The 25,087-nt window shown below is 53.2% G+C and carries 26 protein-coding genes and 2 pseudogenes; 14 read left to right on the forward strand and 14 right to left on the reverse strand.

Going from position 1 to position 25,087, the window contains the following annotated elements; genetic code table 11:
• Positions 1-330 precede the first annotated feature (330 nt).
• Positions 331-5,100, forward strand: a complete 4,770-nt coding sequence (locus tag ABLU95_RS21805) for an AAA domain-containing protein (RefSeq protein ID WP_241516067.1) — start codon at positions 331-333, stop codon at positions 5,098-5,100.
• A 164-nt stretch (positions 5,101-5,264) separates the two neighbouring features.
• On the opposite strand, the gene ABLU95_RS21810 is transcribed toward ABLU95_RS21805, so the two are convergent.
• Positions 5,265-5,942: an SOS response-associated peptidase gene (locus tag ABLU95_RS21810; RefSeq protein ID WP_023289587.1), complete on the reverse strand. Its 678-nt coding sequence runs from the start codon at positions 5,940-5,942 to the stop codon at positions 5,265-5,267.
• Positions 5,943-6,034: 92 nt separating this feature from the next.
• Positions 6,035-6,127, reverse strand: a pseudogene (locus tag ABLU95_RS21815) (hypothetical protein); the annotation flags it as partial.
• Between the two features lie 188 nt (positions 6,128-6,315).
• On the opposite strand from ABLU95_RS21815, the gene ABLU95_RS21820 reads away from it, so the two are divergent.
• Both ABLU95_RS21820 and ABLU95_RS21825 read left to right on the forward strand, forming a co-directional pair.
• Entirely contained in the window at positions 6,316-6,816 is a 501-nt protein-coding gene (locus tag ABLU95_RS21820; RefSeq protein ID WP_023289588.1) for an Imm70 family immunity protein, read from the forward strand.
• A gap of 406 nt (positions 6,817-7,222) precedes the next feature.
• Positions 7,223-7,471 (forward strand): annotated as a pseudogene (locus tag ABLU95_RS21825) (M3 family metallopeptidase); the annotation flags it as partial.
• A 53-nt stretch (positions 7,472-7,524) separates the two neighbouring features.
• On the opposite strand, the gene ABLU95_RS21830 reads toward ABLU95_RS21825, so the two are convergent.
• Positions 7,525-7,689, reverse strand: coding sequence for a hypothetical protein (locus ABLU95_RS21830; protein ID WP_157855516.1), 165 nt, complete (start codon positions 7,687-7,689; stop codon positions 7,525-7,527).
• A gap of 30 nt (positions 7,690-7,719) precedes the next feature.
• On the opposite strand from ABLU95_RS21830, the gene ABLU95_RS21835 reads away from it, so the two are divergent.
• Positions 7,720-8,322 (forward strand): LysE family translocator, encoded by a 603-nt coding sequence (locus ABLU95_RS21835; RefSeq protein ID WP_137916280.1) that lies wholly within the window; start codon positions 7,720-7,722, stop codon positions 8,320-8,322.
• Here the strand turns inward: ABLU95_RS21835 and ABLU95_RS21840 are convergent.
• Entirely contained in the window at positions 8,317-9,210 is an 894-nt protein-coding gene (locus tag ABLU95_RS21840; protein ID WP_241516066.1) for a LysR family transcriptional regulator, read from the reverse strand. The genes ABLU95_RS21835 and ABLU95_RS21840 overlap by 6 nt on opposite strands.
• A 206-nt stretch (positions 9,211-9,416) precedes the next feature.
• On the opposite strand from ABLU95_RS21840, the gene ABLU95_RS21845 reads away from it, so the two are divergent.
• Positions 9,417-9,953 carry a GNAT family N-acetyltransferase gene (locus ABLU95_RS21845; RefSeq protein WP_023289592.1) on the forward strand — a complete coding sequence of 179 codons (537 nt, stop codon included), beginning with the start codon at positions 9,417-9,419 and terminating at the stop codon, positions 9,951-9,953.
• 79 nt (positions 9,954-10,032) lie between these two features.
• Here ABLU95_RS21845 and ABLU95_RS21850 read toward each other — a convergent pair whose 3' ends face one another.
• The gene (locus ABLU95_RS21850; RefSeq protein WP_348880395.1) at positions 10,033-10,704 is read right to left on the reverse strand and encodes an SOS response-associated peptidase; all 672 of its coding nucleotides are present in this window, start codon (positions 10,702-10,704) and stop codon (positions 10,033-10,035) included.
• Between the two features lie 340 nt (positions 10,705-11,044).
• The gene (locus ABLU95_RS21855) at positions 11,045-11,149 is read right to left on the reverse strand and encodes a YnaM/YnfT family protein (RefSeq protein WP_022065603.1); all 105 of its coding nucleotides are present in this window, start codon (positions 11,147-11,149) and stop codon (positions 11,045-11,047) included.
• Between ABLU95_RS21855 and ABLU95_RS21860 the strand changes: the two genes are divergently transcribed.
• The 3 genes from ABLU95_RS21860 (at position 11,100) to ABLU95_RS21870 (ending at position 12,792) form a co-directional block, all read left to right on the forward strand.
• Entirely contained in the window at positions 11,100-11,201 is a 102-nt protein-coding gene (locus ABLU95_RS21860) for a hypothetical protein (protein ID WP_238143195.1), read from the forward strand. The two genes, ABLU95_RS21855 and ABLU95_RS21860, sit on opposite strands and share 50 nt — an antisense overlap.
• A gap of 436 nt (positions 11,202-11,637) precedes the next feature.
• Positions 11,638-12,111 carry an Hsp20 family protein gene (locus ABLU95_RS21865; RefSeq protein ID WP_023289594.1) on the forward strand — a complete coding sequence of 158 codons (474 nt, stop codon included), beginning with the start codon at positions 11,638-11,640 and terminating at the stop codon, positions 12,109-12,111.
• 168 nt (positions 12,112-12,279) lie between these two features.
• The gene (locus ABLU95_RS21870) at positions 12,280-12,792 is read left to right on the forward strand and encodes a 2-oxo-tetronate isomerase (protein ID WP_023289595.1); all 513 of its coding nucleotides are present in this window, start codon (positions 12,280-12,282) and stop codon (positions 12,790-12,792) included.
• A 20-nt stretch (positions 12,793-12,812) separates the two neighbouring features.
• Here ABLU95_RS21870 and ABLU95_RS21875 read toward each other — a convergent pair whose 3' ends face one another.
• The gene (locus ABLU95_RS21875; RefSeq protein ID WP_241516065.1) at positions 12,813-14,030 is read right to left on the reverse strand and encodes a diguanylate phosphodiesterase; all 1,218 of its coding nucleotides are present in this window, start codon (positions 14,028-14,030) and stop codon (positions 12,813-12,815) included.
• A gap of 396 nt (positions 14,031-14,426) precedes the next feature.
• Here ABLU95_RS21875 and ABLU95_RS21880 point away from each other — a divergent pair, with 396 nt between their 5' ends.
• Positions 14,427-14,546, forward strand: a complete 120-nt coding sequence (locus ABLU95_RS21880) for a small membrane protein (RefSeq protein ID WP_137910593.1) — start codon at positions 14,427-14,429, stop codon at positions 14,544-14,546.
• Positions 14,547-14,575: 29 nt separating this feature from the next.
• Here the strand turns inward: ABLU95_RS21880 and kbvR are convergent, their stop codons facing one another.
• Positions 14,576-15,187 (reverse strand): LuxR family transcriptional regulator KbvR, encoded by a 612-nt coding sequence (kbvR, locus tag ABLU95_RS21885; RefSeq protein WP_348880396.1) that lies wholly within the window; start codon positions 15,185-15,187, stop codon positions 14,576-14,578.
• Between the two features lie 310 nt (positions 15,188-15,497).
• Between kbvR and ABLU95_RS21890 the strand changes: the two genes are divergently transcribed.
• Positions 15,498-16,406 (forward strand): helix-turn-helix domain-containing protein, encoded by a 909-nt coding sequence (locus ABLU95_RS21890; RefSeq protein ID WP_087849197.1) that lies wholly within the window; start codon positions 15,498-15,500, stop codon positions 16,404-16,406.
• 26 nt (positions 16,407-16,432) lie between these two features.
• Here ABLU95_RS21890 and ABLU95_RS21895 read toward each other — a convergent pair whose 3' ends face one another.
• Genes ABLU95_RS21895 through ltnD form a run of 5 tightly spaced genes read right to left on the reverse strand, consistent with a single transcriptional unit; the run spans position 16,433 to position 21,433 of the window.
• Positions 16,433-17,797: a GntP family transporter gene (locus ABLU95_RS21895; RefSeq protein WP_023289599.1), complete on the reverse strand. Its 1,365-nt coding sequence runs from the start codon at positions 17,795-17,797 to the stop codon at positions 16,433-16,435.
• Positions 17,798-17,853: 56 nt separating this feature from the next.
• Complete coding sequence (locus ABLU95_RS21900; protein ID WP_348880397.1) at positions 17,854-18,636, reverse strand: HPr family phosphocarrier protein; 783 nt, start codon at positions 18,634-18,636, stop codon at positions 17,854-17,856.
• A 4-nt stretch (positions 18,637-18,640) separates the two neighbouring features.
• Entirely contained in the window at positions 18,641-19,261 is a 621-nt protein-coding gene (locus tag ABLU95_RS21905; RefSeq protein WP_065806325.1) for an aldolase, read from the reverse strand.
• Positions 19,254-20,519 carry a 3-oxo-tetronate kinase gene (gene otnK / locus ABLU95_RS21910; protein ID WP_348880398.1) on the reverse strand — a complete coding sequence of 422 codons (1,266 nt, stop codon included), beginning with the start codon at positions 20,517-20,519 and terminating at the stop codon, positions 19,254-19,256. Before otnK ends, ABLU95_RS21905 begins: the two co-directional genes overlap by 8 nt.
• 11 nt (positions 20,520-20,530) lie before the next feature.
• Positions 20,531-21,433 carry an L-threonate dehydrogenase gene (gene ltnD, locus ABLU95_RS21915; RefSeq protein WP_064154652.1) on the reverse strand — a complete coding sequence of 301 codons (903 nt, stop codon included), beginning with the start codon at positions 21,431-21,433 and terminating at the stop codon, positions 20,531-20,533.
• A gap of 261 nt (positions 21,434-21,694) precedes the next feature.
• On the opposite strand from ltnD, the gene ABLU95_RS21920 reads away from it, so the two are divergent.
• Positions 21,695-22,456: a DeoR/GlpR family DNA-binding transcription regulator gene (locus tag ABLU95_RS21920; protein WP_023289604.1), complete on the forward strand. Its 762-nt coding sequence runs from the start codon at positions 21,695-21,697 to the stop codon at positions 22,454-22,456.
• A gap of 20 nt (positions 22,457-22,476) precedes the next feature.
• Here the strand turns inward: ABLU95_RS21920 and blaOKP are convergent, their stop codons facing one another.
• Positions 22,477-23,337, reverse strand: coding sequence for an OKP family broad-spectrum class A beta-lactamase (gene blaOKP, locus ABLU95_RS21925; protein ID WP_348880399.1), 861 nt, complete (start codon positions 23,335-23,337; stop codon positions 22,477-22,479).
• 181 nt (positions 23,338-23,518) lie between these two features.
• Here blaOKP and ABLU95_RS21930 point away from each other — a divergent pair, with 181 nt between their 5' ends.
• The 3 genes from ABLU95_RS21930 to ABLU95_RS21940 all read left to right on the forward strand — a co-directional run bounded on the left by ABLU95_RS21930 (position 23,519) and on the right by ABLU95_RS21940 (position 25,067).
• Complete coding sequence (locus tag ABLU95_RS21930) at positions 23,519-23,650, forward strand: hypothetical protein (protein WP_023289606.1); 132 nt, start codon at positions 23,519-23,521, stop codon at positions 23,648-23,650.
• Positions 23,634-23,894 (forward strand): hypothetical protein, encoded by a 261-nt coding sequence (locus ABLU95_RS21935; protein WP_004205993.1) that lies wholly within the window; start codon positions 23,634-23,636, stop codon positions 23,892-23,894. Before ABLU95_RS21930 ends, ABLU95_RS21935 begins: the two co-directional genes overlap by 17 nt.
• An 84-nt stretch (positions 23,895-23,978) precedes the next feature.
• Positions 23,979-25,067, forward strand: coding sequence for an AAA family ATPase (locus ABLU95_RS21940; RefSeq protein ID WP_023289607.1), 1,089 nt, complete (start codon positions 23,979-23,981; stop codon positions 25,065-25,067).
• Positions 25,068-25,087: the final 20 nt, after the last annotated feature.

Here is a 25,087-nt window from a genome sequence, read left to right on the forward strand (position 1 = left end):
TCAGCCTTAACATTTAGTGGTTGTACTGCTACTACGGTCCGCTTAGAGCGAGGAGCGGACATTGGCCTTATAAGATACCTGAACCGTTCTCTGAGAATTCTCTAAAAGCGAATGGATTAGTTAAGCGGATACTTACAAAGGGCCAGCCAGTTCCCCACAACGCGGTTTTGACTGAGTACGGCAAGTACTGATGCCGTCCAGGTTTCCTAGATGTGGGAAGCCATACGCTACGCAAGAGCAAGGGGCAGTCCACTCCGGTAGTGGATTGAATATCGTCTGAGTTTGTTTTTGAATGAACACAGCTCAACTAAACTTTAAGGCTAGTTTTAGATGAAATCGCATGAAGATAGATTGACCGAACAGGAAAAAGAATGGTTTTACGCCCTAATGCAAGATCGTGCGGATAATGCTAACACTCTGGAAAAACCATCAATGCGTGGCATCCAGCGCAGCGTTGTGGACAAGTATTCCGACCAAGCGCATTTCATCTACGAGCTTTTGCAAAACGCAGATGATGTCAGAGCAACATCGGTGAGCTTCCGCCTTGATCAAGATGGGCTGTATTTCATTCATAATGGCTCTATTCACTTTTCCGTATCTGACCCGCACTGCGAAGGTGAAGACGCTGGCAACGGTGCTTTAGGACATATCAATTCAATCACCTCCATCGCTAACTCAAGTAAGACAGAGGCGTCTATAGGTAAGTTCGGTGTAGGATTTAAAGCTGTCTTTCAATACACGCAAACCCCACACATATACGACCCTAGAATTCGTTTTAAGATCGAACGTTTCATCGTGCCGCAGATGCTGAATGCTGACCTTGATTGGCGCGATGCTTCAGATACCGTTTTTTTCTTTCCGTTTGACCATAAAGAAAAAACGCCACTGGAGAGCTACAACGAAATTTTTGAAAAATTGAAAGCGCTTGAATTTCCAGTTTTATTCCTTTCGACGTTAAAATCGGTATCCTTTACCGTAGGTGAAACTAACGGTAGATATACTAAAAAAATTGTAGAGGAGCTGGAGCAAGAGGACATTCTGGCGCGAAAACTGGTGCTGACATTAGAATTGGGTGACATTAAGGCTATTCATCAATTACTCCTGTTTACACACAATCACGCGAACAGAAATGCCTGCACAATAGGGTATGCTATTGGAGAAGACGGGAAACTCGAGCCTGTTGAACATCCAGCATTCTGTTTTTTCCCGACCAAAGAAATAACACATCTGAAATTTATCCTTCACGCGCCATTTCTGTTAACGGATAGTCGTGAAGGTATCAAAGCAGGAGAAAAGCATAACCAGCAACTGATTCAGCAGTTGGCGCAACTTGCAGCGGATAGTTTACCCATTATTCGTGATAAAAAACTACTCGATGATGGCATCTTTGACATTATTCCCTATGACGAAAGTCAGTTCAGTGAACTGGACGACCGGAGAAAAATTTCGTTCAAGCCGTTCTATTCTGCTATCAAAACCAAACTCCAGACCGATACGTTGCTCCCTGCCGCCAATGCTAACTACTCACCAAAAAGCTGCTCCTATTGGGCAGCAGACAGTGAACTGGTTGAATTATTCTCTGACATGCAACTGGCGCAATTGACGGGTACAGAGAACGCGAATTGGATTTTTCGTAGTCGTGGCAAGAAAGACGTACAAAATGTTAATAAGGCTCTGGCTGATTACATCGACGGCGGCGATGCTAGGGTATGGTCAATAAGAGAACCTAATCTTATCGTATCAAGTCTTGATCCCGAAGCTACACTTAAGAAACTTACCGCTGACTTTATCGCCAGTCAGTCAATAAAATGGCTGCACAGACTCTATATATATCTTGCCGGACGCAATTCTTACCAAAAAATTGTGAAAGATAAGCCTATCTTTCTTGACCAGCAAGGTCAGGCAATTCCGGCCTTTGATGCCAGGAATCAACTCATCCTGTTTCTACCAGACGACGATATTGACGGCTACAAGACCGTCAATGTCGAATTGCTGTCCGACGAGAGCACTCGTGAGTTTATTGAAAAATTTGGAATCAAGAAGCCAAGCCTGCGTGATGAGATCTACAACAAGATCCTCCCGGCCTATAACAGCACCAGCAGCCCTGATAACGCCGACACCCATTTCGGCCGATTCTTCCGTTACTTCAAAGAGTGTAAAAACGAAGACGTTTCAGAATTTATTAATCTTATTAAGGATAAAGCTTTTCTTCTCTACATAACGGCTGGAAAGAATGGGTTTTCTCATGGCAAAGCCGATGACATCTACATGCCGACCGAGGATTTGCAAACCTGGTTCACGACCAAGCCAGAAACACCGTTTCTGTTTTTGGAAAAATACCACGAAATGTTTAGCGAAAAAGAATATCCTGCACTTAAGGACTTTTTCAAAAAACTGGGAATTGCAGATCGCCCTAAAATAATCTCAGAAGGGCGCTATATTGAGTGGCAAGAGCTGCGCGAACGACACTTATCCTTAGAAGGACGTTCGCACAAGCTGTATGAAAAAAAAGTTGATGGCTGTCAGCAGATCATCGCAAATATTGACTTGCCACGGTCACTCCTGCTGTGGAAATTACTCCCACAATTTATTCACCAGCTCAGCGGCAAGCATGTATGGTTTTATTATTCAAATCGAAGCGAATGTTACGAATCCGCAGAGCAAGAACAATTGCGTACAGCCCGCTGGATCCTTGATAAGTATGGAGCATGGGTTTCCGCCAAAGAGATCACGATTCAAACGCTTGCAGAGCAATACGACACAGTCAGTTCAGAAGCAAAGATGCTCATCAACTTTTTGAACATTCGTGATGAGATACATTTAAGCCCCGAGGAAGCCAGAAAGATTAGACTGGCGGATGCAATTGAACACTCCGGTTTGTCAGAGGACGAAATCCGCATAGCGATTGAAGATGCTAAGCGAAAAAAGCAAGATTCATTCCAACCAATCGTGGGGCCCGTTGACAAAGATCAGCCAGTGGCCGACTCACCATTCATCCGTGATATTGCTCGACGCCGTCCATCCGTCCAGGACACCCACTCGGATGGCCCGCAGAAAGACTATTCTGTGGTAGCAGATCGTCAAAGCGACGAGAGCATCGACACAGACGATTACACGCCAAAAACGGTTAACTACGGCAATAAAATTGACCTGGCCAAAGACCGTTATGCCAGTGAAATTGACCGTCTGGAGCATGAGCAAACGTTATATGACAAGGCCAACGAATTACCTCGCTACAGTTATGGCTGGTTTCTGGCTTTGTTGGAACTTGAATGCTTAGCAACCAGAACAAAGAATGCTGACAGTAAGACTATTTCTATTGGCTTTGGCAAGGTTGAGTACGATGAACAATCATCCAGAACCATCGTACTGAAAGAACCTAGTCGCTTCATTCCACAATCTATTGAAGAACTTTCCGGCATACGTGTGGATCTCGATTTTGGTAATGGGCGTACAGGAAAATTACGTATTGAGTCGTTTACGGCCAGAGAATTTTCATTGCTCGGTAAACTGGAATCTGCCGATGATTTACAAGGGATGGCACTGAAAGAGGTGGTGGAAGCACGTATTGAAGTCCAGAATCCATCGTTCCTGCAGCAGGTGTTACTGGAACGATTCCAGGAATTAAGATTAAACGAAACGTTTGCGATGAAAACGGGCCTGACGCCTGATATTGAGTTTGTGTTTGGTCCACCAGGAACAGGTAAGACGACTCATCTCGCAGAAAAAGTGCTGATACCAAAAATGAAGGGTTGCGGGAAGGAAAACGTGCTTGTCCTAGCGCCAACCAACAAGGCTGCAGACGTGTTGACGACCCGTATCGTGGAGGCGATGGTTGAGGATACCTCATATCAGGAGTGGTTGGTGCGTTTCGGATCATCTGTTGATGCGCGTATTGAAAACGCTGGAGTATGGCGGGACAGAACATTCAACATCGGCGCATTGGATCGCTCTATAACAATCACCACCATTGCTCGCTTCGCCTATGATGGATTTACTGGTGAGTATGGTAAAAAACTTTATGACATGGAGTGGGATACAGTCGTTATTGACGAAGCGTCAATGATTTCGTTAGCCAACATCATTTATCCACTTTATCGCACCCGTCCACGAAAGTTCATTATCGCTGGAGATCCTTTCCAGATTGGGCCGATTGTTGCTGTAGAAGAATGGAAAGATGAGAACATTTACACGCTGGTCGGTCTCAATAAGCGAGGTTCTTTTGCGCAGCCGTCGACGGAGCCTCATGATTACCCGATAGTCAATCTGGAAACACAGTATCGAAGTATTCCTGCAATTGGTGAAGTTTATAGCCGTTTCACTTATGACGGGATCTTGCAACATCACCGTAAGGCAGAATCTCCCTGTTCGTTTAGTTTTTGCGGATTTGATGCTATGCCGATAAATCTCATCAAATTTCCGGTCAGTAAATATGAAAGTATTTACCGGGCAAAACGAATGGAGAGCGGAACACCTTATCAGACTTATTCAGCATTGTTCACTTTCGAATTTGTTCGCTGGCTGTCAGGGAAGATACAGAGAAAAAATTCAGAGATAATCCGTATAGGAGTCATCGCTCCTTATCGCGCTCAAGCTAATCTCCTGAGCAAGTTGAATGATTCATGGCTTACCAAATCTGATACTATAAATGTTCAGGTCGGTACGATTCACGGATTCCAGGGAGATGAATGCAATATTATTATTGCGGTTCTTAATCCGCCGCCAAGCATTTCAAGTGACTCTCGTATGTTCCTGAATAAACAGAATATTCTTAATGTAGCGATCAGCCGCGCACGCGATAACTTGTTCATCGTCATGCCTGATGCTGAAACAGAGAATATTGGAAATTTACGCAAAGTTACTGAGATTGAGAAGTTGGTGAAAGCAAGTGGTGCGTACTGCGAATATGGTTCGAATGAAATTGAGAAGATGATTTGGGGCGATGCAAGATATCTTGAAGAGAATACATTCTCGACCGGCCATCAGATGGTGAACGTTTATCGGAAGCCTGAACGTTACTACGAGGTACGTAGTGATGATTCTGCGATTGATATTCAGATTCATGAAAAACAGAGTGGAAGTAAGTCACAGAAGTCTTGATCTGGAAACGTAGCAACCTCACCCGATAATATGATGTTAACCGGGTGAGGAATTACTATTTCTAACCCTCTAAATAGAGTTGACTCCTAATCATTGACTGAGATTGCATTTTATCTATCTTTTTAATTGCTGTTAAAATGTCCGCTTTTGGCTGTGTGTTCAAGTTATAGATTTTTGATAGCCTCAATCAATTCTGCCCCCTGATTTTTAACATTACCTACTGCCCGCGATACCGGGTGCCAGGTGAAATGGTGGGCGGATACTGCTCCGTCTCCGGCAATTTCAACTGCCTTCGCCCCTGTGACATCCTGCCTCATCCATTCCCGCGCGGCTTCGGGCGCCAAGACCAGCGGCCGGCGGTCGTGAATGTCGACTAGGCCTTTGTCGGCCGCAGACGTCACTACCAGAAAACCTTCTGCTTCATCCCCGCGTTCGAAAGGTACGCTGCCGATTGCCGCCATGAATATCGGCTGGCCATCGGCACGATGGATAAAGTATGGCTGCTTCTTGTCGCCTTCTTTTTTCCATTCGAACCAGCCATCGGCAAAGCAGATCGCTCGACCGTGCTGCCACAGGGGTTTAAACATCCTGCTGTTGGCTGCGGTCTCAACCCGGGCATTAATCAATGGCGGTTTATCCCACCACCCTGGCGCGTAACCCCAGTGGACCGGATCGAGGTGTAGCTGTTCATCGCGTTCGCTCACGAGCAAAACTTTAGTCCCCGGCGCCACGTTGTAACGCCCAATCGGCTCAGGGTCGTATGCAATGTCGCGCTCGGCTTCATCCGCCAGGTATGCAAGATATTCTTCACGGGTTTGGGCTTGTGCAAAACGTCCACACATAGAAACCTCCAGTCAGTAAGACTAAAAGTATAGACGTCGCGTGTGAGTGCTCAATGAATGGGTGATCTTAGTGAAGGCCGTTATCATGAAAGTTAGCGGACCACCAGTACCGAGCATTCGGCGTGGCGGACCACCTCGGCGACGTTGGAGCCCAGCGGATCGGTGGTAATATCCCTCTTAGTGGTTTGATTAACGAGGTTTTGGAACAAGCTGTAGCACGCCTAGTGCACTTGCCCCAGGGAATGGTACACGAGCTGGTCATTGATGTCAGAGGGCAGCTCTTAACTGATGAAATTCGACGAAAAATCCTTAAAGACATCAGCAGTAAAGCAAATGGAATAATTAAAGCTTCGAATATAAGGTTTATCGAAAAATGAGTAAAATTGGTCTCTTAGGTGCTTCAACTATATATGAGCTGGGTTCCCCTGATGATGTTGAACTGTTTTTTAAGACAGTGTCTGAAACTCTCGAACAGGGGCGCAGGGATGCAAGCTATCCTGTGGTAATGTTAAAACTATATAAAAAAGCTTTGAGTTTTGATGAGATAAAAACAGCAAAGCTAGAAATGGACGAGATACAAGCACGCCTTGCAAGGCTTCCCCTGCATAACGAGTTCTATTCAATGTTCGGAGTCGATAAGAATAAAACGTCATGGGACACGCAGGCTGCTGATTTGGGATCGTTTTTCAGTACAATTTTCAAAGCATTTAATATCGCCTATGATATGACTCTTTTCCTTCATGATGACTTTGGTGAATTTGTTCCCATGCTACTTGGGAGAACTGAGATACCCTATGCAATAGAGGATAGTAAAAGACCCGTCGAGGAGTTTGATCGTCTGGCTGATGATGACCTTCCTTTCTGGAAGAGATAATTGATTAGTGTAACCTTTTCCCGCAGTTCGTTGCGGGGAAAGGTTATTTTGTATCATCCTAAAGAAGATTTCGATTCTGCTCAGGTATGAATCTTCGCATGTCTGTGATTGAGCAAAGCGCCCGCACATGGTTACCTCCAGTCAGATGCCAGACTTAAAATTATAGGTCAACAGAATAGAGTCGTTACCTCATCCTTACTGGACACTATTTGATAGTTATCAGTATGAAAAATGAACTGCTAAAGGTGCTGATTAGGCATTGTTGAGAGAATGTCTTCCCCAAAAATATATGCAACTGACTGAATTATATGAGATTGTATTTATGCTTAAATCAACGGGATTTTCATAATAAAAAGAAGTTAACTTTATGATTTTTATTGGTAAATGCACACGTTGAAAAGGATGCTTCTCCCATATCTTCGGCGGCGGCTATGCGGCAGGCTATTACGCCTATCTGTGGACCCAGATGCTGGCCGACGACGGCTATCAGTGGTTTGTGGAGCAGGGCGGTTTGACCCGTGAGAACGGTCAGCGCTTCCGGGAAGCGATTCTGTCGCGCGGCAATAGCGCTGATTTAGCTGAACTTTATCGCCAGTGGCGCGGGCACGATCCACAGATTGAGCCGATGCTGAAAAATCGCGGTTTGAGCGCATAGGCCATCGGGCGGTGAGAAGCGATCGATTGGGTGTTTTCCTTATCAGGCGCTTTTCACTGGCCGTGCTTTGATCGCAGGGGATTGCGCCAGGCGCCGGTCAGGAGAAATAGCGCGAAAATAATCAAATACACATTTAGAGAAAAGCCACTTAATCCCGTTGCGATATCGAGGTAGTCTTTCAATAACGTCATGCAGGTGGTAATAAAACCACCTGCCACGATATCTCTCCCTGGAAAACGGATAAATAAATGGTTTTGATCGTTACTATGCTTATGTTTGCGCTGGCCCTGTCATTTTCGCCAGGTCCGGTTAATATGATTATTATCTCTTCCGGCGCTGCGCATGGATTCAGAAAAACATTTTCTTTCGTCTCGGGCGCCACTATTGGTTTTACATTGTTACTGGTCTTTATTAGTTTTGGACTCTACGCGGCCATCGCAACGTCCCCCTGGTTTTTTAGCTATCTGAATATCGTTGGTTCGTTATTTATCTTGTTTCAGGGCTATAAAATTGCTACTTCACATCCGGAATGGACACTGAAAAAAGCACAGGCGCCGGGGTTTGCGCAGGGTTTTTTAATGCAATGGCTCAATCCTAAAGCCTGGGCTGCCTGTGCCTCTGGCGTCGCCTTGTTTTCTGAACCCTCGTCGCGCCTGAGTATATCGCTATTTATTATCATCTACTTTTTTGTCTGCTATCTGTCCCTGGCGGCCTGGGCGATATTCGGTGATAAAATGTCAGCGATTCTCAAAAGCAGAGCACAGATCCGCCTGTTTAATCTGGTGATGGGCGGATTATTGTGCATGACTGCGGGTTACATACTGTATTCGCAGTATATTACCTATTCATAGCGGCTGATGTTCAATGGCATTATAGATATAATTAATCAGTTTATAGGCCGCGCCGCTAACTGAAATATTGCCAGGCCATAGGGCATACACTTTTAGCGGGGCTAATGACCAGTCAGGAAGTAGTTCCTGCATGTCGCCGCGGCGGATATCCTTTTCGCAGAGAAAACGCGGCGGAGCGGCCAGGCCAATTTGTTGCCTGGCAAGGGCATAGGCGGCCTCAACACTATCGACATACACGCCGGGTGTATACTTTATTATCGCCTGTTCGCCGTTGCGATGTCTGAACTCGCGCACATTCTCCCTCATCGTCAGCCCAATCCACGGCATTGATTCAAGCATAGCGGGATGATCAACGGGGGGATAGCGCAGGAGAAAGCCCTTTGCTGCCACCAGCTTTCGCGGCAGAACAAACAGGTGCCGTGCCTTGAGAGCGCTATCGGGGAGCTCGCCAATGCGAAAGGCGACATCAATACTGTCGGCAATAATGTCCTCGCGCAGGTCACTATAAGAAATGCTCAGAGCAATATCCGGGTTCTCTTTAATGAAATTTGCAAGATGGTGAGTGAATGGGCTGTTTAAAAAAACGGCAGGTATGGAAATACGCAGCTTACCGGCTGTGGATACCGAACGTTGCTTAAACTCAATGACGCCTTTTTCATAAAGCTCGAGCATCGACCTGGCGGTCTCCAGCACACTTTCGCCATCTTGTGTTAGAGAAAGCTTTCGGGTATTTCTGTAGAGCAAAGCGCTGTTAAGGTTTTTCTCAAGCCTGGATAAATGTGCGCTTGCTGTTGCGGTCGACAATCCTAACGCCGCGGCGCCGCCTGAAACAGAACCGCTCTCGACAATTTTGGCAAAGACTATCAGGTAGCGGATGTCATCGATCATTTACAGTCCTGTTTTCACTCGGTAACGATATGCGTGGCGCCGACAAAAGGGGATCCCGTTTCCGGATTAACATATCCTATTTTTATTGCCGGAAGTATCTGTTTAATCGCGCTTCTCAGGTCCGCTTGAACAAGTCCCAGGCATCCACCACGGCAGGGAGGGTTCGCGAAGCGTCGCGGGCCACCTCACTCGTCAAGGAGATACGTTTGCATATTGAGACTCATCGCCTGCGTCTTCGCCCAGTCATGGCTGAAGATGTCGCCGATCTTTACCGAATTTATGGCGATCCGGCGACTAATACCTTTAACCCCGCAGGACCCTACCCGGATATTGACTATGCCAGTACGGTTCTCCAGCGCTGGCTTGCCCACTGGCACGATCGCGGGTTTGGCAACTGGGCCATATCGGCGCGTGATGCTCCGGAAAAAATCATTGGCTTTGGCGGCTTAACTATTCGTCGCTATAACGATGTCATCCTCAACAATCTTGGCTATCGATTCGCAACAGAGGCATGGGGAAAAGGGCTGGCCACCGACCTCGCGACCTCGGCGGTAAGATATGGCTTCGAGGCGATCAAACTCACGGAGATTTCAGCGGTGGTGAGGGCGAATCACCTGGCCTCGCGAAAAGTGCTCGAGAAAGCAGGCTTGAGGTTCATCAACGAGATTGCCGATATAGAAAATGCGCCGCCGAGTCTGCTTTATTCGTTGACCTTAAGCGAGTGGTTAAGCCAGTCGGGATAACCCGCGGGGGCTTATTGGCAAGGCTGGATCGCACCGCAGCCGGCGCTTCAGGCGGGGGATCGGCCACAGAGTGAGGCGCTCACTCTACTGGCTCAATTAACGCTGGCCCCTGATTGTTCACATTGCCGACCGCCTGCGATACCGCGTGCCAGGTGAAATCGTCGGCGGAGACGCTTCCGTCCCTGGCAATCTCCTCCGCTTCCGCGCCGGTGAGATCCTGCCTCATCCATTCCCGGGCGGCTTCCGACGTCAGGACCAGCGGCCGGCGGTCATGTATATCGACAAGACCGCGATCGGCGGCAGCGGTCACCAGCAAAAATCCTTCGGCGCTGTCCCCGCGTTCGAAGGGGGTGCTGCCAATAGCGGCCATAAATATCGGCTGGCCATCCTTTCGCTGAATGAAGTAGGGCTGCTTTTTGCCTCCGACCTTTTTCCATTCAAACCAGCCATCGGCGAAGCAGATCGCCCGCCCGTGCTGCCACAGCGGTTTGAACATCCTGCTGGTGGCAGCGGTTTCAACCCGGGCATTAATCAGCGGTGATTTATCCCACCATCCCGGCGCATAGCCCCAGTGAACGGGATCGAGGTGGAGTTGCTCATTCCTTTCACTCAGGAGTAACACTTTTGTCCCTGGCGCGACGTTATACCGCCCAATGGGCTCCGGGTCCCAGGGGATATCGCGTTCGGCCTTTTCTGCGAGAAACGCCAGGTATGCTTCCCGCGTCTGCGCTTGCGCAAAACGTCCGCACATCGCCACCTCCAGCCAGATATCTGAAGGAAAGTATAGTTCAGCAGGGAAGGGGCGCGGTTAGACATGATTTTGAAATCATGCGATTGTGAATTCTTTTCGCAGGCTTATAGCTGACGCTTAGGCACATACTACTTAAGTTGCCTACATTGCAGGCCTTAATTCTGGCCTGAACTATATTAATTGAAGTTACACATTCGCCATGTGAATTTTTATTTCGAAAAAGGGTACGCGGGCGCAAATACTGAGTATATGTCGCCTGAACAAGAAGTGTGGATGGGGTAGAGGGTGGTGTATTGACCCGCCGCTGCATCAGGTGAATGGCAACGGCGTCCAAAAAGGATTAGTTATCCGGGTTGTTGGAGATGCCTTTCCATACCATCCCCAGACCGATCAACATCGACGCGAAGAGGGCGAACAGGGTGGTAGAGATAAAAATGCCGGTCATAGTGATGCCTCAGAAAGTGCGTATGCAGATTATTAGGCACGGAGGGAGGTGAAAGGTTCCTTCCCTGACGGCGTAAATTTTCGCCAGGGTCTTCCGGCTGGCGCCAGCGAGGCCAAAGTGATGTCGAGGCCGCCGCTGTTGGCGAAACGATCGTCAGGGGAACCGCATTTCTCGTGGCGCTATTGCAGGGCGACGGGTGAGGCAACGCGATTCGGTCGTTGACATCCCCTTGAACAAGTAATATATACATGACGCTTCTGTTTATTGAATGTTAAACAGCATCAGTTATGGGACTCAGAAGCACCCCAGCCCCCGCCGTCTGGCGGGGGGCACTTTGCCACCTGACCTGGTTATTTCTGTCTGTGACTGACGAAGAAATTTTTTTATTTCAGGTCTTGAAAAACGCGCTTTAGCTATTATTTTATAAAGCGGACAAGCAATGCTTGCCTTTATGTTGAGCTTTTGAATGGATATTCAGGAGGTTAATTATGGCACTCAAAACCTTGTCAGCACTCCCGGTATTTGCTGATTCCCTTTTTGCCGATCGCTTTAACCGTATCGACCGTCTTTTCAGCCAGTTAACGGGCGATACGCCGGTGGGGACCTTACCAGCCTACGATTTACAGAAAGTGGATGACAGTAATTTCCTGCTCAGCGTCAGCGTGCCTGGCTGGAAAGATGATGAACTGGAAATAGAGACCGTAGGCGGTAATCTGCATATTACCGGTAAACGCGCGCAAACCGAAAATCATTCCGGAAACAGCCAGGGCTGGATTTATAAAGGCATTCGCCGGGCTGATTTCCAGCTTAGTTTTTCGCTTCCCGAACACGCCCAGATTAATCAGGCGCAGCTGGAGAGCGGGATCTTAAAAATTGCTATCCATCAGGAGATCCCCGAGAGCGAAAAACCGCGCAAAATTGCCATTGAGAACCAGGGGCGGGTGATCGAACACAAAGTGTGATTCCGCTTCTGTGCCGAGGTAGTTCCTTTCAAGGCCCGCGCTGCGGGCCTTTATTTTATCCACTCAAGGTGGCGTAAACGGCCTCCAGGCGACGAGAGAAATCACTATGCTATCCTGTTAACAGGGCAGTGAGGCGGTGATACTTTTCAAATTCGGCGAGGAGTGAGAATGGCTGACGAGATCGATAAAGACGCACAACATACTCATCAACTGACCGCCGAGGTGGCCCGGGCGCTTATCGCGCGCGGCTGGCGGCTCACCACTGCGGAATCCTGCACCGGCGGCAATCTGGCGGCTGCGCTCTGTGCTCAGGCTGATACTGCGGCCTTTTATGATACCGGCGTGGTCACCTTCAGCGATGAAGCCAAGCGCAATGTGCTGCAGGTGCGCGCGGAAACCCTGGCGGAACACAGCGCTGTCAGCGAAGCGTGCGTGAAGGAGATGTCCAGCGGTATGCTGGCGATAGCCGGGGCCGACATCGCCATCGCCATCAGCGGCTATGCGGGACCGGAGGGGGGAGAGGATGGTACCCCCGCCGGCACGGTATGGTTTGCCTGGAACTTTCGCGGCCAGATCGAAACTCAACGGCTGCGCTTTACCGGCGACTGCGAGACAGTGGTGGCGAAAGCGGTGCGCTTCGCCCTGGCGGCGCTGGGTGAAAAGCTCCCCCACTGGCAGTGACGCTGCCGACTACCGCGGCCTTACAGATCCGTTGCCTGACGCGCTATCGGCCAGCAAATTTCCCCGATGCCGTTCAGGCACGGTCGGGAGAAAAGGAACCCCTGAAACAGGCGAATGCCCACTGACTGCAGCCAGCACCACTCTTCCAGAGTTTCGACGCCTTCCGCCACCACCGTGATGCCCAAATCCTCGCAGCAGCGCACGACCGAGGCGACAATCGCCTGCTTGGCGCCGCTGATATGAATATTGCGCACCAGCTCCGCATCCACTTTGATTTTATCGGGCTGAAAGCGGGTCAGTAACGACAGGCCGGAGTAACCCGCGCCAAAGTCGTCGATGGCCAGCTTCATGCCCGCGACGCGCAGCGCTTTGAGCACCTTGCGGAACTGGTCAAAGCAGGTGATCACCTCCGTTTCGGTAACCTCTATCAGCACCTGGTCCGGTCGGAGGCCGGCCGCCAGCAGGCTGTTCATCAGCCAGCCTACGGCGTCAGGGTGGTTATACAGCGAACCGGGCAGCAGGTTAATGGCCAACTGGTGTTTACCAAGCGGTAACTGACCGGCGAGAGAGAAGGCATACGCTTTGCTCTCGAGGTCGAAACGGTAGCGATCCTCCGCCGGGATGGCGGCAAACATCTCTACAGGAGATCCGCCGGTGGGGCTGCGGATCAGCGCTTCAAAGGAAGAGACCCGCTTTTTGGCCGGCTCGACGATGGCCTGCAGGGCAAACTGGCAAGGTTGATCGGGCAGGTGGCGCGCGATGGCAGTGGCCGGGGCAGGCATCATCGTCCAGCGAGAAGGCTGCAGCGGCTCAGGCAGACAATAGCGCCCACCGTCGGCGATAAAGGCGCTAATCAAGCGGAACATCCGGTCGTTGACCGGCTCGGTGACCCCAAACGAGCTAAAGCGCAGGAGCTCCTCAAGCGCGCTTCCGGCTTCGAAAAGACGAAGATCCAGCAGGCGCATTCCGGTGTCGTGAAAACGACGGTAGGCCGAATAGTCGCGCATCAGTTCCACCACGTCGCGATGGCGCGGATCGCTCTGTATCTCGTGGAATAACGACTCAAGATCTTCCTCGCTTCCTTCCAGCACCTGGAAGAACTGCAGGCCGTTAAACAGCAGAATACCGGTGATGCCAAGAGGCATGTTTTTCCCGCTGGCGCGATGAATTAAAGCGTCGAGATCGGTGGGCGGGCGGGCAGGATTAACCTGGCTGCGGTATATCAGGGTGGTTAGCATAATCATTCCGGTCGCTGCGGCAGCGCGTGATGGTCCGCACAGCGCGTATTGAGGGAGGTATGGCCGGACCCTCGAAGAAGGAGGCTGTTTTTTCTGACATTTAACCAACCGTGATGTCCGCTACGCGGAACGGGAGCTTCACTTTGTGATTACCTTCACTCTACAGGGAATCTGAGGTTTAGCTATCTTTTTCTCATTTACAATGCAAAAGGGTGAATCAGGCCGCTCACTCCTCCTGTGGTATAGGCCCACCTCCTTAAATTATCGGTTAACATTCGCCACCAGGAATTATCCTGCCATTATATTGCCCGCTCTCAAAAAGAGACACTGGTCTTGCCTGATTAAAAGCAAATGCATATTATCAACGTAAGTTTAATTCCTTTTTTCAGGTCTGATATGAGCGACTTATTTATTATTTTGTGTCTGATTTTTTGTCCCGTCATTTCTTTATGGAGTGGTCTTTCTTATATTCAGGAAAGACGTAAAAGACGCTACGTCTTCCGTTCAAGAAGATAATCTGCAGAGGTAATATAATGACGATTGTATTAACGTCTGGCGAGTAGTTTTACGAGGTTGTTAAATTGCTGGCGGCTGTGCAAATTGAACTTGCTCATAATATTCTTTTTATGCGAGTGAATGGTTTTGTGGCTAATTTTTAGCGCCGCGGCGACTTCATGCGGACTTAGACCAATACTGAACGCGTAAATGACTTTGGTTTGCGCATCGCTGACCGACTTGCAGGCGCAATTGATGCAACGCCGCAGCCGATTGAAGGACGGGTCTTGCTGAGGTGGCAAGGGGCGCTGAATCGCGCTGGCTATCTCATCTTTAAGACGCTGAACGGGAGCGTGGGGAGGAATAAACACCGCCTGCCGTAGACAGTTGGGTAAGCCCTCTTCGACGGTAGCTTGTTCATTGTCCTGGAAAATAAAAAGCGTGTATTGCTCTGGGGCATGCTGAAACAGGTCATGACACAGGTACCATTCTCCCGCCACCATTTCCGTGAAGAACACCTGAGATTGCGCTATCGACTCCAGGTCCCATTGTTCAGAAAACTGATACGCTGATCCCCCGTAGGTCTTCATCGCTTCATCCACCAGCTTCGCAATAGCGACTCGCAAATAGTGATTTTTTATATTGATCAAAAAATTCGTCATATAACTTCCCTGTGGGGTATGAAAAAAAGTGTCAGAATAAATTAAAGAATATAATGGTGATGCGCAGGTCTTTTTTGCTGGGGTAATCTAAGGGATGTTTTTCATTAATGCAATATCTGCCAGGAAAAGTGAGATAACGGTGTGTTGGTATGCGAAAGTTCCTAATAAACAAAATGATAAGCCTATATTAGATGGCGTTTTAAGCACTTTAATAATTTTTTATTTTTGCGATGCATAAAAAGCTTAGTGGTAGCCAGTGTCTGTTGCTAAAATTAGCGGAGGACAAGATTACAGGAAGTATGCGGTGCTTATGAAGCAAATGCTCTATTTAAAAATGCTGGCGTGGCTGGAGGATAATATCTACTGTAACCCGGCGATCGATGACCTGGCGCAGTATATGGGCTATTCGCGTCGGTTTGTGTACGAGGTGTTTTATCAATATGGCCGGTTACCCATCGGGCAGTATATTCGCCTGCGGCGGCTGACCATCGCAGCGGTCAGTCTGCGTTTAACGCGGCAACCGATCGCCGCCATAGCCTGGCAGTTAAGTTACGATTCGCCGCAGACCTTCTCCCGGGAATTTAAGAAACGTTTCTCGCTTTCGCCACGGGAGTACCGCTGCGCGGCGCACTGGGACACGGCAAAACTGTTAAAAAAATTCCCCACGGATGATGAGAGCCTGCCTTTGGCTCGGATCTGTTCCCTGCCGGAGCGGGTCTATTATGGCTACCCGATGAAGTATGAACTGCGCCTGTCGGATATGGTGTTGCAAAGTACCGCCAAGACGGCTATCAGACAAAAGGTTGACCGTTTTTTCGCCGCTGGAGGCGGTTCGCTTTCCATACTCTCCGATTACGCGGCAGCGAGTCAAAATGAGCTTAACGTCGAGGTTAACGCCTTTGTCGGTTGTCACGAGGCGCGAAAGCCGTCGTCCGCGTTGACCACCCGGTCGGGGCTGTATGTGGGGGTTGAATTCTACGGCAGCTGGTCACGCTATGCCCGTTTGTCCAGCGATCTCTATCTGGAACAGTTGCCAACGCTGGGGGTAAGCCGTCGGGATGGGCATGACATTGAATGCTTCATGACCCGTCATGCGGAAGGAGGAGAGGCAGAGGAGAAGCGCTATCACGTACGCTATTTTATACCGGTGACGCAGTCAGCGGGAGGCCAGCTGCCGGGCAGCGATAATGAGTTAGTCCCCGCGAAGGGGACACGATAAGGTGGCCGGAGCCACCCGGGTGAATATTACAGTACAAACCACAGCAGCCAGGTGATCAGGAAGCCCGTCACCCCCATGATGGTGGTCAGTACGGTCCAGGTTTTGAGCCCGTCCGGCACCGAGAGCCCGAGATAGCGCGTGACCACCCAGAACCCGGCGTCGTTAACGTGCGATAACCCGAGCGAGCCGAAACAGGTCGCCAGCGTCACCAGCACCAGCTGCAGCGGCTCCAGCCCGACAACCGCCTGTGACAGCAGGCCGGAGGTGGTGAGGATCGCCACGGTGGCCGAGCCCTGCGAGGCCCGAAGCACCAGCGACAGCAGGAAAGCGGCGGGCATCAGCGGCAGATGAATCGTCTCCAGCGCCTCGGCTAAGGCATTGCCGATGCCGGAGGCGACCAGCACCCCGCCAAAGGCGCCGCCGGCGCCGGCGACGAGGATCACGTCCGCCGAGGAGGGGATCGCGCTGCCGGTGACTTCTCCCAACTTTTTCAGGTTCATCCCCCGCCGGATGCCCAGCGTCCAGCTGGCCAGCCCCAGGGAGATCAGCAGGGCAACGGGCGGGGTGCCAATGACGGTCATCAGCTGGCGAATCGCGTTATCCGGCAGCAGCAGGGCCTGACACAGCGTTCCGGAAACAATCAGCACGATGGGCACCACGATCAGCCCGCCGATAACCAGCGCATTCGGCGGCGCCAGTCGGGTCTGCTGGGCGTTGACGGAGAGGTCGGGCACCTCGGCCGTTTGCTGCTGTTCCAGCACGTTAATCGACAGATGATAATGGCGCTGATTGATAGACCGGGCGACAAAATAGCCCACGATACCCACGACGATCGACACTCCAATTCCCGCCAGCATCAACCAGCCGACATCGCTATGCAGAATACCTGCCGCAGCCGCCGCGCCAGGGTGGGTTGGCAATGCCACATGGACGGTTAACATCACTCCGGCCATCGGTAGGCCAAATTTCAGCGGCGACAGATGGGCGACTTTACTGAAGCCGTAAATTAACGGAATGATGATAATAAAGCCGACTTCAAAGAAGACTGGCGTGCCGAGAATAAAAGCCACGATGGTTAAGGCGGCAATAGTCCGTTTAGAACCCAGCACGCCGGTCAGCGTTTTCGCCAGCGATTCGGCGCCGCCGGATATTTCAATAAGCACCCCCAGCATTGATCCCAAAATAATTATGCTGGCGATGTGGCCGAGCAGGCCGCCCATGCCTTTTTCAATGGTGGTAATGATTTTATCCGCCGGAATGCCGGTGGCGAACGCCACCAGCAGGCTGACGATCAGGAGCGCCACAAAAGGATGCGCTTTCGCTTTGATCACCAGCAGGAGCAACAGCACTACGCTGGCTAACGCAATAAGTAACAGCGCCGATGTCGACATAGTTTTGCCTCGGGTATTAACAGGTGTACAGAGAGTTATATTTTTAGAACCGCGCTTTATTTTTTCCGGTAGGGCGAGAACCATTCCAGTCCGGAAAGGGTATCCGCCCTGGGGATATATTCGCAGCCGATCCAACCGTCATAGCCGACGTTATCCAGCAACGCATAGATCCATGAATAATTAATCTCGCCCTCGTCCGGTTCATGGCGGTTGGGCAGGGAGGCTATCTGAATATGGCGGTACTGACCGGCATACTCGGTAATAAGATGGCTTAAATTGCCGTCCACTTTCTGCGCATGAAACAGATCTAACTGCACGGCGATGTTTGGCCGGTCGACCCGCTGCGCTATCTCCAGCGTCTGATATTGACTGTGATAGAAATAGCCCGGTTTGGTCTGCGTATTCAGGGCTTCAATAAGCGCCCGCTTGCCGTGGCGGGCAAAGCGCTCGGCGGCGTAGCGCAGGTTATCGAAAAGCTCTGCCTCGCAGGCCGCGCGATCCATTTCCGGCTGCACCACGCCGGCCATAATATGCACCTGCGGACAATCCAGCTGGCAGGCATACTCCAGCGCCAGCTCGATATCACGCCGGGCCTCGGCGCTCCTGCCCGGTAGGGCGGCGAGTCCCCATTCCCCGGCGTTAACGTCGCCGGGCGGGGTATTGAACAGCACCAGCTGCAGCTGGTTTTCCTGCAGGCGCTGTTTAATTTCCCCGGCGGCATACTCATAGGGGAACAGAAACTCCACGGCTTCGAAACCGGCGCGGGCGGCAGCGGCAAAGCGGTCCAGGAACGGCAGTTCGGTAAACAGCATGGATAAATTTGCAGCGAATTTTGGCATGGTTTTATCTCAGTTCATCCACTTCGTCAGCGGTCAGGTAACGGATCTCGCGATTGCCGAGGGTAAACATCAGCCGCGCGGTCTCTTCCAGCTCTTCGGTATTGTTGGTGGCTTCACGCAGCGATGAGCCAGTGACCACCGGACCATGGTTGGCCAGTAAAAAGGCGTTATAGCGCGGCGCCAGGCCGGCCAGCGCCTCGGCAATGCGGTCGTCGCCCGGTCGGTAGTAGGGAACCACCGGGACGTCGCCGACCCGCATCACCACGTAGGGAGTAAAGGGGCGAATACAATTGTGCGGATCGAGCCCCTGCAGGCAGGAGAGCGCGGTCAGATAGTGGCTATGCAAGTGGACGATCGCCTTGCAGGCCGGGTTATGTAAATAGACCGCCCGGTGAAAAGCGATCTCTTTCGACGGTTTATCGCCGGCGATCCATTCGCCTTGCAGGGTGACCACCGACAACCGCTGGGCCTGCAGCTCGCCCAGGCAGGAGCCGGTCGGCGTCGCCAGCAGGTTGCCGTCCGGCAGCAGGAGCGACAGATTGCCGGCGGAGCCGGTGGCATAACCGCGGTTAAACAACGAGGCGCCAATCTGCACCATCTCATCTCGCAGCTGTTGCTCAGTCATGACAAAACTCCTGCTGGGCACGGGCAAAGAACTGGATATCGCCGAAATTACCTGACTTCAGCGCCAGGGAGAGCGGCTGGCGGGTGTCACGCACCCAGGGAACCCCAGGGGAGATCGTCGGCCCGATATGGAACGCCTCGACCCCCAGCGTCTGCGCCACAATGCTCGACGTTTCCCCTCCGGCCACAATAAACCGGGTGAATCCTTTCTCCTTCAGCGCGGCGGCGAGGGCGGCGAACAGCTGTTCCACCCGTTCGCTGCTGGCCTTGTCGCCATACTGCGCCTGGATCCGCTGCAGCGTTTGCGGCTCAGTCGTGGCATAGACCATCGGCGCCAGCGGCGAATCGCGGTTTGCGTCCACCCAGGCCGCCAGCGTCCCGGCATAGCCCTGCAGATCGGTAAAGCAGGCGCTTAAGTCGACGGCGCGGGCGGGAGCCTGTTCACGATAGGCCGCCACCTGGCTGTTGGTCATCAGCGAACAGGAGCCCGAGAGCACTACCGCCGGGCCGGGCAGCGGCATGCCCGCCTGGGATCCTTCACCCTGGGTTCCGTGGCGCTGCGCCCAGTCGCGGGCGAGGCCGATGGCGAGACCAGAGCCGCCGGAGACCAGCTTCATCTCCCGCAGCGCCGCCCCCTGAGTCAGCAAATGCTGTTCACTGAGGGCGTCGAGCACCACATAGCGCACCGCCGGATCGCTGATTGCCGCCAGCGCGGCAGCGACCGCCTCCGGCCCCTGATCGATAATCGGCCAGGCGATCAGCGCCGCTTTTCCGCCGCCCTGGCGCTCAATTAAGCGGCCCAGGTGGGCATCTTCCATCGGCGTCACCGGATGGTGGCGCATCCCGGACTCATTGAGTAACTGCTGGCCGACAAACAGATACCCCTGATAGACCGTGCGGCCGTTTACCGGCAGCGCCGGGGAAATCACCGTCCGGGTCTCGCCCAGCTCTGCCAGCAGAGCATCCAGTACCGGGCCAATGTTGCCCTGCGCGGTGCTGTCGAACGTGGAACAATACTTAAAATAAAATTGCTGACAGCCCCGGGCCTGCAGCCAGCGCAGGGCCGCCAGGGACTGGCTGACGGCGGTTTCCACCGGGCAGGATCGCGTTTTCAGGCTGATCACCACCGCTTCGCTGGTCAGCGGCATTTCGTGGGCCGGTACGCCGTTTAGCTGCACCGTCGCCATGCCATTGCGTACGAGGAAGCTGGCGATATCCGTGGCGCCGGTAAAGTCATCGGCAATCACACCAAGCTGCATCTTGTCTCTCCTCACTGTTTATGGCCCGGCAGGGTAATGCCGTTGAAGATCTTGATCACCGCGCTGTCATCTTCCCGGCCGAATCCGGCGTTGCTGGCGGAGGTGAACATATTCAGCGCGGTGGTGGCGAGCGGCAGCGGGAAGGTCAGCGCCCGGGCGGTGTCATTCACCAGACCGAGATCTTTGACAAAAATATCGACGGCGGATTTTGGCGAGTAATCGCCATCCAGGACGTGCTGCATACGATTCTCAAACATCCACGAATTACCCGCCGCGTGGGTCACCACGTCGTACATCGTCTCCAGCGGGATGCCGGCGCGGGCGGCGAGGGCCATCGCTTCGGCGGCGACGGCGATATGCACCCCGGCCAGCAGCTGATGGATGATTTTTACCGTCGAACCGAGGCCAATGTCGCTCCCGATGCGGTAGACTTTGCCGGCCACCGCGTCCAGTACTGGCGCGAGGCGGGCGAAGGCGGCATCGCTCCCGGAGGCCATCACCGTCATGTCGCCGGCGGCCGCTTTCACCGCGCCGCCCGATACCGGCGCGTCGAGCATCAATAGCTGGTATTCCGCCAGCGCCGCGGCAATCGCCTGGGCATCGGCGGAGGCGATGGTTGACGACACCATCACCGCGGTACCCGGCTTCAGATGGGCGGCGAGGCCGCTCTCGCCGAACAGGATCCCCCGAACCTGGGCGGCATTGACCACCAGCAGCACGACGGCATCCAGCTCAGCGGCGAAAGGCACCGCGCTGGGGCCTGCGCCTTTGGCGCCCGCCTCCAGCAGCGCGCGGCAGTTGTCGGGATTGATGTCCACCCCCCAGGTGTTCAGGCCCGCCTGCAGGCAGGCGCGGGCGGCGCCCATGCCCATCGAACCCAGTCCAATCACGCAGACGTTAGTGTGTGCAGTCATGCCGGTCTCCTTGTGAATATTCGTTAATTAATGTGATTTAATGATAGAATAAAGCGTTGTCATGTGAAATTATGTGAGAGTTATCACGAATAACCCACATGAATATAAAAAATTCACAGACGGAAAATGGCTGCGCGACGGCGATTATTGCCCTAAAATAGCGTAAAAACAGCGGTCAAGCAGCGATAACAGCACAGGGGATCTTCAGGTTCCCGGCGTGAGTGGTAAGCTCTGGTGTGAAAAAATGGTAAGGGGAGAGCGGTGATTCCAATAGAACGTCATCAGCGTATTTTAGCCCTGGTGGAGCAGCGCGGGGCGGTGAGCATTAATGAGCTGACGGAGATCCTCGGCGTGTCCCATATGACTATCCGTCGCGACGTCAGTAAGCTGGAAGAACAGGGGCTGCTGGTCAGCGTCTCGGGCGGCGTGCGCGCCGTCAGCCGGCTGGCCGCAGAGCCCAGTCATCTGGTGAAAAGCACTCTACAGAGTGAAGAGAAACAGGCCATCGGCGCGCTGGCGGCCAGTCACATCGCCAAAAACAGCTGCATCTATCTCGATGCCGGCACCACCACCCTGGCGCTGGCGCGGGCGATCCTCGACCGGGACGACCTGCAGGTGGTCACCAACGATTTTGAGATAACCCAGTTGCTGATCGATGCCAGCCAGTGCGGCGTGATCCACACCGGCGGCACCCTGTGCCGGGAGAACCGCTCCTGCGTCGGCGAGTCGGCGGCGCGGACCTTGCGCCACCTGGCTATCGATACGGCCTTTATCTCCGCCAGCGGCTGGGACAGCCGCGGGATTTTCACCCCTGATGAGAACAAGGTCACCGTCAAGGAGACCGTCAGCCAGGTCAGCGCCAGAAGCATCCTGCTGTGCGACAGTTCGAAATACAATCAGGTGGCCACGTTTATGGCGTTACCCTTGACCCGCTTTACCACCATCATTACCGACCGGCATCTCTCCGATGCTGCCGCCACACATATCGCCCGGCACGCTTGCGAGGTGCTGCGCGCCGGGTAAGACGCGCGGCCTTCGCCGGGCTAGCGCTGCCAGTGCTCGATCAGCGCCGCGCCTATTCTGGCGATCTGCTGGTTACGCTCGGCCATGGTCGCCGGCGTATTCCGCAGATAGATCACCACGATGCGCTCCGCTTTGCCGTTCGGGCCGAGCAGGGCGACAATGCCGCGTGAGCCCCGCTCGCCGGCCCCGGTTTTATCGGCGATAAACCAGCCCGCCGGCAGCACGGCGCGGATCAGCGGGCCGGCCACCTGGTCGTCCACCATCCACTGCAGCAGCTGCTGCTGCGAACGGGCGCTCAGCGCGTGGCTGGTTAGCAGCTTGCGCAGGGTGGCGGCCATGCTGGCTGGGGTGGTGGTGTCGCGCACGTCGCCGGGAAGCGCTTCATTGAGCTCCGTTTCCCAGCGGTCAAGGCGGGTGACGTTGTCACCGATCTGGCGCAGAAAAGCGGTCAATCCCGCGGGGCCGCCAACGCTCTTCAACAGCAGATTGCCGGCGCTGTTGTCGCTCATGGTGATGGCGGCGGCGCAGAGTTCGCCAACGGTCATCCCGTCGGCAAGGTGTTTTTCGCTGACCGGGGAGTAGTCCACCAGATCCTGCTGGCGGTAGCGGATCCGCCGATCCAGCTGTTCGTCTCCGGCATCCACCCGGGCCAGCACCGCGCCGCAGAGCAGCACTTTAAAGGTGCTCATCAGCGGAAAGCGCTCACTGGCGCGCCAGGCGGCCAGCGTGCGGCCGCTGGCCAGATCCATTTCAACATAGCCCACGCGGCCCGCCAGCTGACTTTCGCTGCGTGTAATTTGCTCAAGCGGCTGAGGGCTGGCGAATACCGCCAGTGGCAGGGCGGCAATCAGGGAGATAAGGCACAGGCGAACATAACGCATAACCGCAATACTTCCTTGAATCAGGGCCATTAAAGGCGAGTAGAGGAGTGATAAAATAGAATAACCTGGCGTTTTGCTGATTCACAATTCCTCTTTTTTCCTTCATCATTTGTCATCTTTTATTTCGAATAATCAATATTTAGCTCAGCCTAAGCACGCTATTTTTTGACTCAAGGCCGCAATGAACTATAAGAAAGTACTTAAGACCGCACTCTGGCTGGCGCCGCTGTTTGCTGACGATACGCCCGCCGCGCTGCGCGGTTTGCCAATGATCTATGCCATCCCGGGAGGAACTGGTGCACCCGATAATTAAGGTCATGCTGGTGGGCGGTAAGGCGGATGGACTGCTGGTCAGCGTCGCCGACGATGCGACCGAGGTCTCAGTGACCCCTGCGCAATACGGTGCGCCGTCCGGCCAGCCGCTCAGCTATCGTATCGTGAGTCAAACCATTGACGATGAACGCTATTTCTTTGGCGTTTTCAGTGACGCCCATCAGGATAGCGACAAGCTGACGCGGGTGGCGCTGACCCGCGGAATGAAAAAAATGTTCTGTTAAACCCGGTCGGAGAGAGGGGGCGATAGTATCCCTGCCGCGGCTTTGCTACTGTGGCAGCCTTCTCTCTCCGGGCCAGGACGCATCATGATTCAGTACATCCGTATTCAAAACTTTCGCTCAGTCAGGGATATCGCGCTGGAGCTGGGGCCGCTGAACATTGTCTTCGGCCCTAACGGCTGCGGCAAATCCAATATTTACAACGCTATCCATCTGTTGACCGCGGCTGCCGACGGCAGGCTGTCGGGATTTATCAGCGAAGAGGGGGGCCTTGAAAATATGATGTGGTCCGGAGATCGTTCTCCCCTCGATCGCCATCCCCGCCGGCTGCAAATCGCCTGTCGGACGGAGAGCTTTGATTATGAACTGCAGGTTGGTTTCCCGGAAAAATTGCCCTATCCGACGCAGTTCATGCTCGATCCCATCGTCAAAGAAGAGAACATCTGGCTGGCGGGCTATTCCCGTCGGCCTTCCTCCCGCGTACTGCAGCGTAAGAATCAGGCGGCGTTCCTCGTCGATGTCGCCGGGGAGAAAAGCACCTTCACCGAGAGTATTTATGAAAACGAGTCGGTGTTCGGTCAGCTTGGCGAGCCGCACCGTTTTCCTGAGGTGTCGCGGGTGCGCGAGACCCTGCGCCGCTGGCGGTTTTACCATGAATTCGCTATCGGCCGCCATTCACCGCTGCGCCAGCCGGCCGTCGGCTACCGTTCGCCGGTGCTCGACAGCGACGGCCATAATCTGGCGGCCGCCTTTCAGACCATTGTCGAGATCGGCGCGGAGGAGATTTTGCACGAGATCCTCGCCGACGCCTTTCCCGGCTGCCAGTTTTACTGTGAAAACGAGCACTCGCGTTTCGCGCTGAAAATGCGCCGGGAGGGGATCCGCCGCCCGCTGCTGGCGGCGGAGATGTCCGACGGCACGCTGCGTTTTCTCTGCCTCGCCGTCGCGCTGCTCAGCCCGCGCCCACCGGCCTTTCTGGCGATCAATGAACCGGAAAACAGCCTGCATCGCGACATGCTCCCGGCGCTGGCCAGGCTGATCGTCGAGGCCTCCCGCTACAGCCAGATCTGGCTGACCAGCCACTCGGCAGAGCTGGCGGATCTTATCGCCGCCGGGGCTGCCTGCCAGCGCTATGCGCTGGAGAATAGCGGCGGAGAGACGCGCATTGTAGAGTGAACCCCGTCATCCCTGACGGG

The organism is Klebsiella sp. GG_Kp146 (assembly GCF_040061975.1).
In the GTDB taxonomy this organism is placed as follows: Bacteria; Pseudomonadota; Gammaproteobacteria; order Enterobacterales; family Enterobacteriaceae; genus Klebsiella; species Klebsiella quasipneumoniae.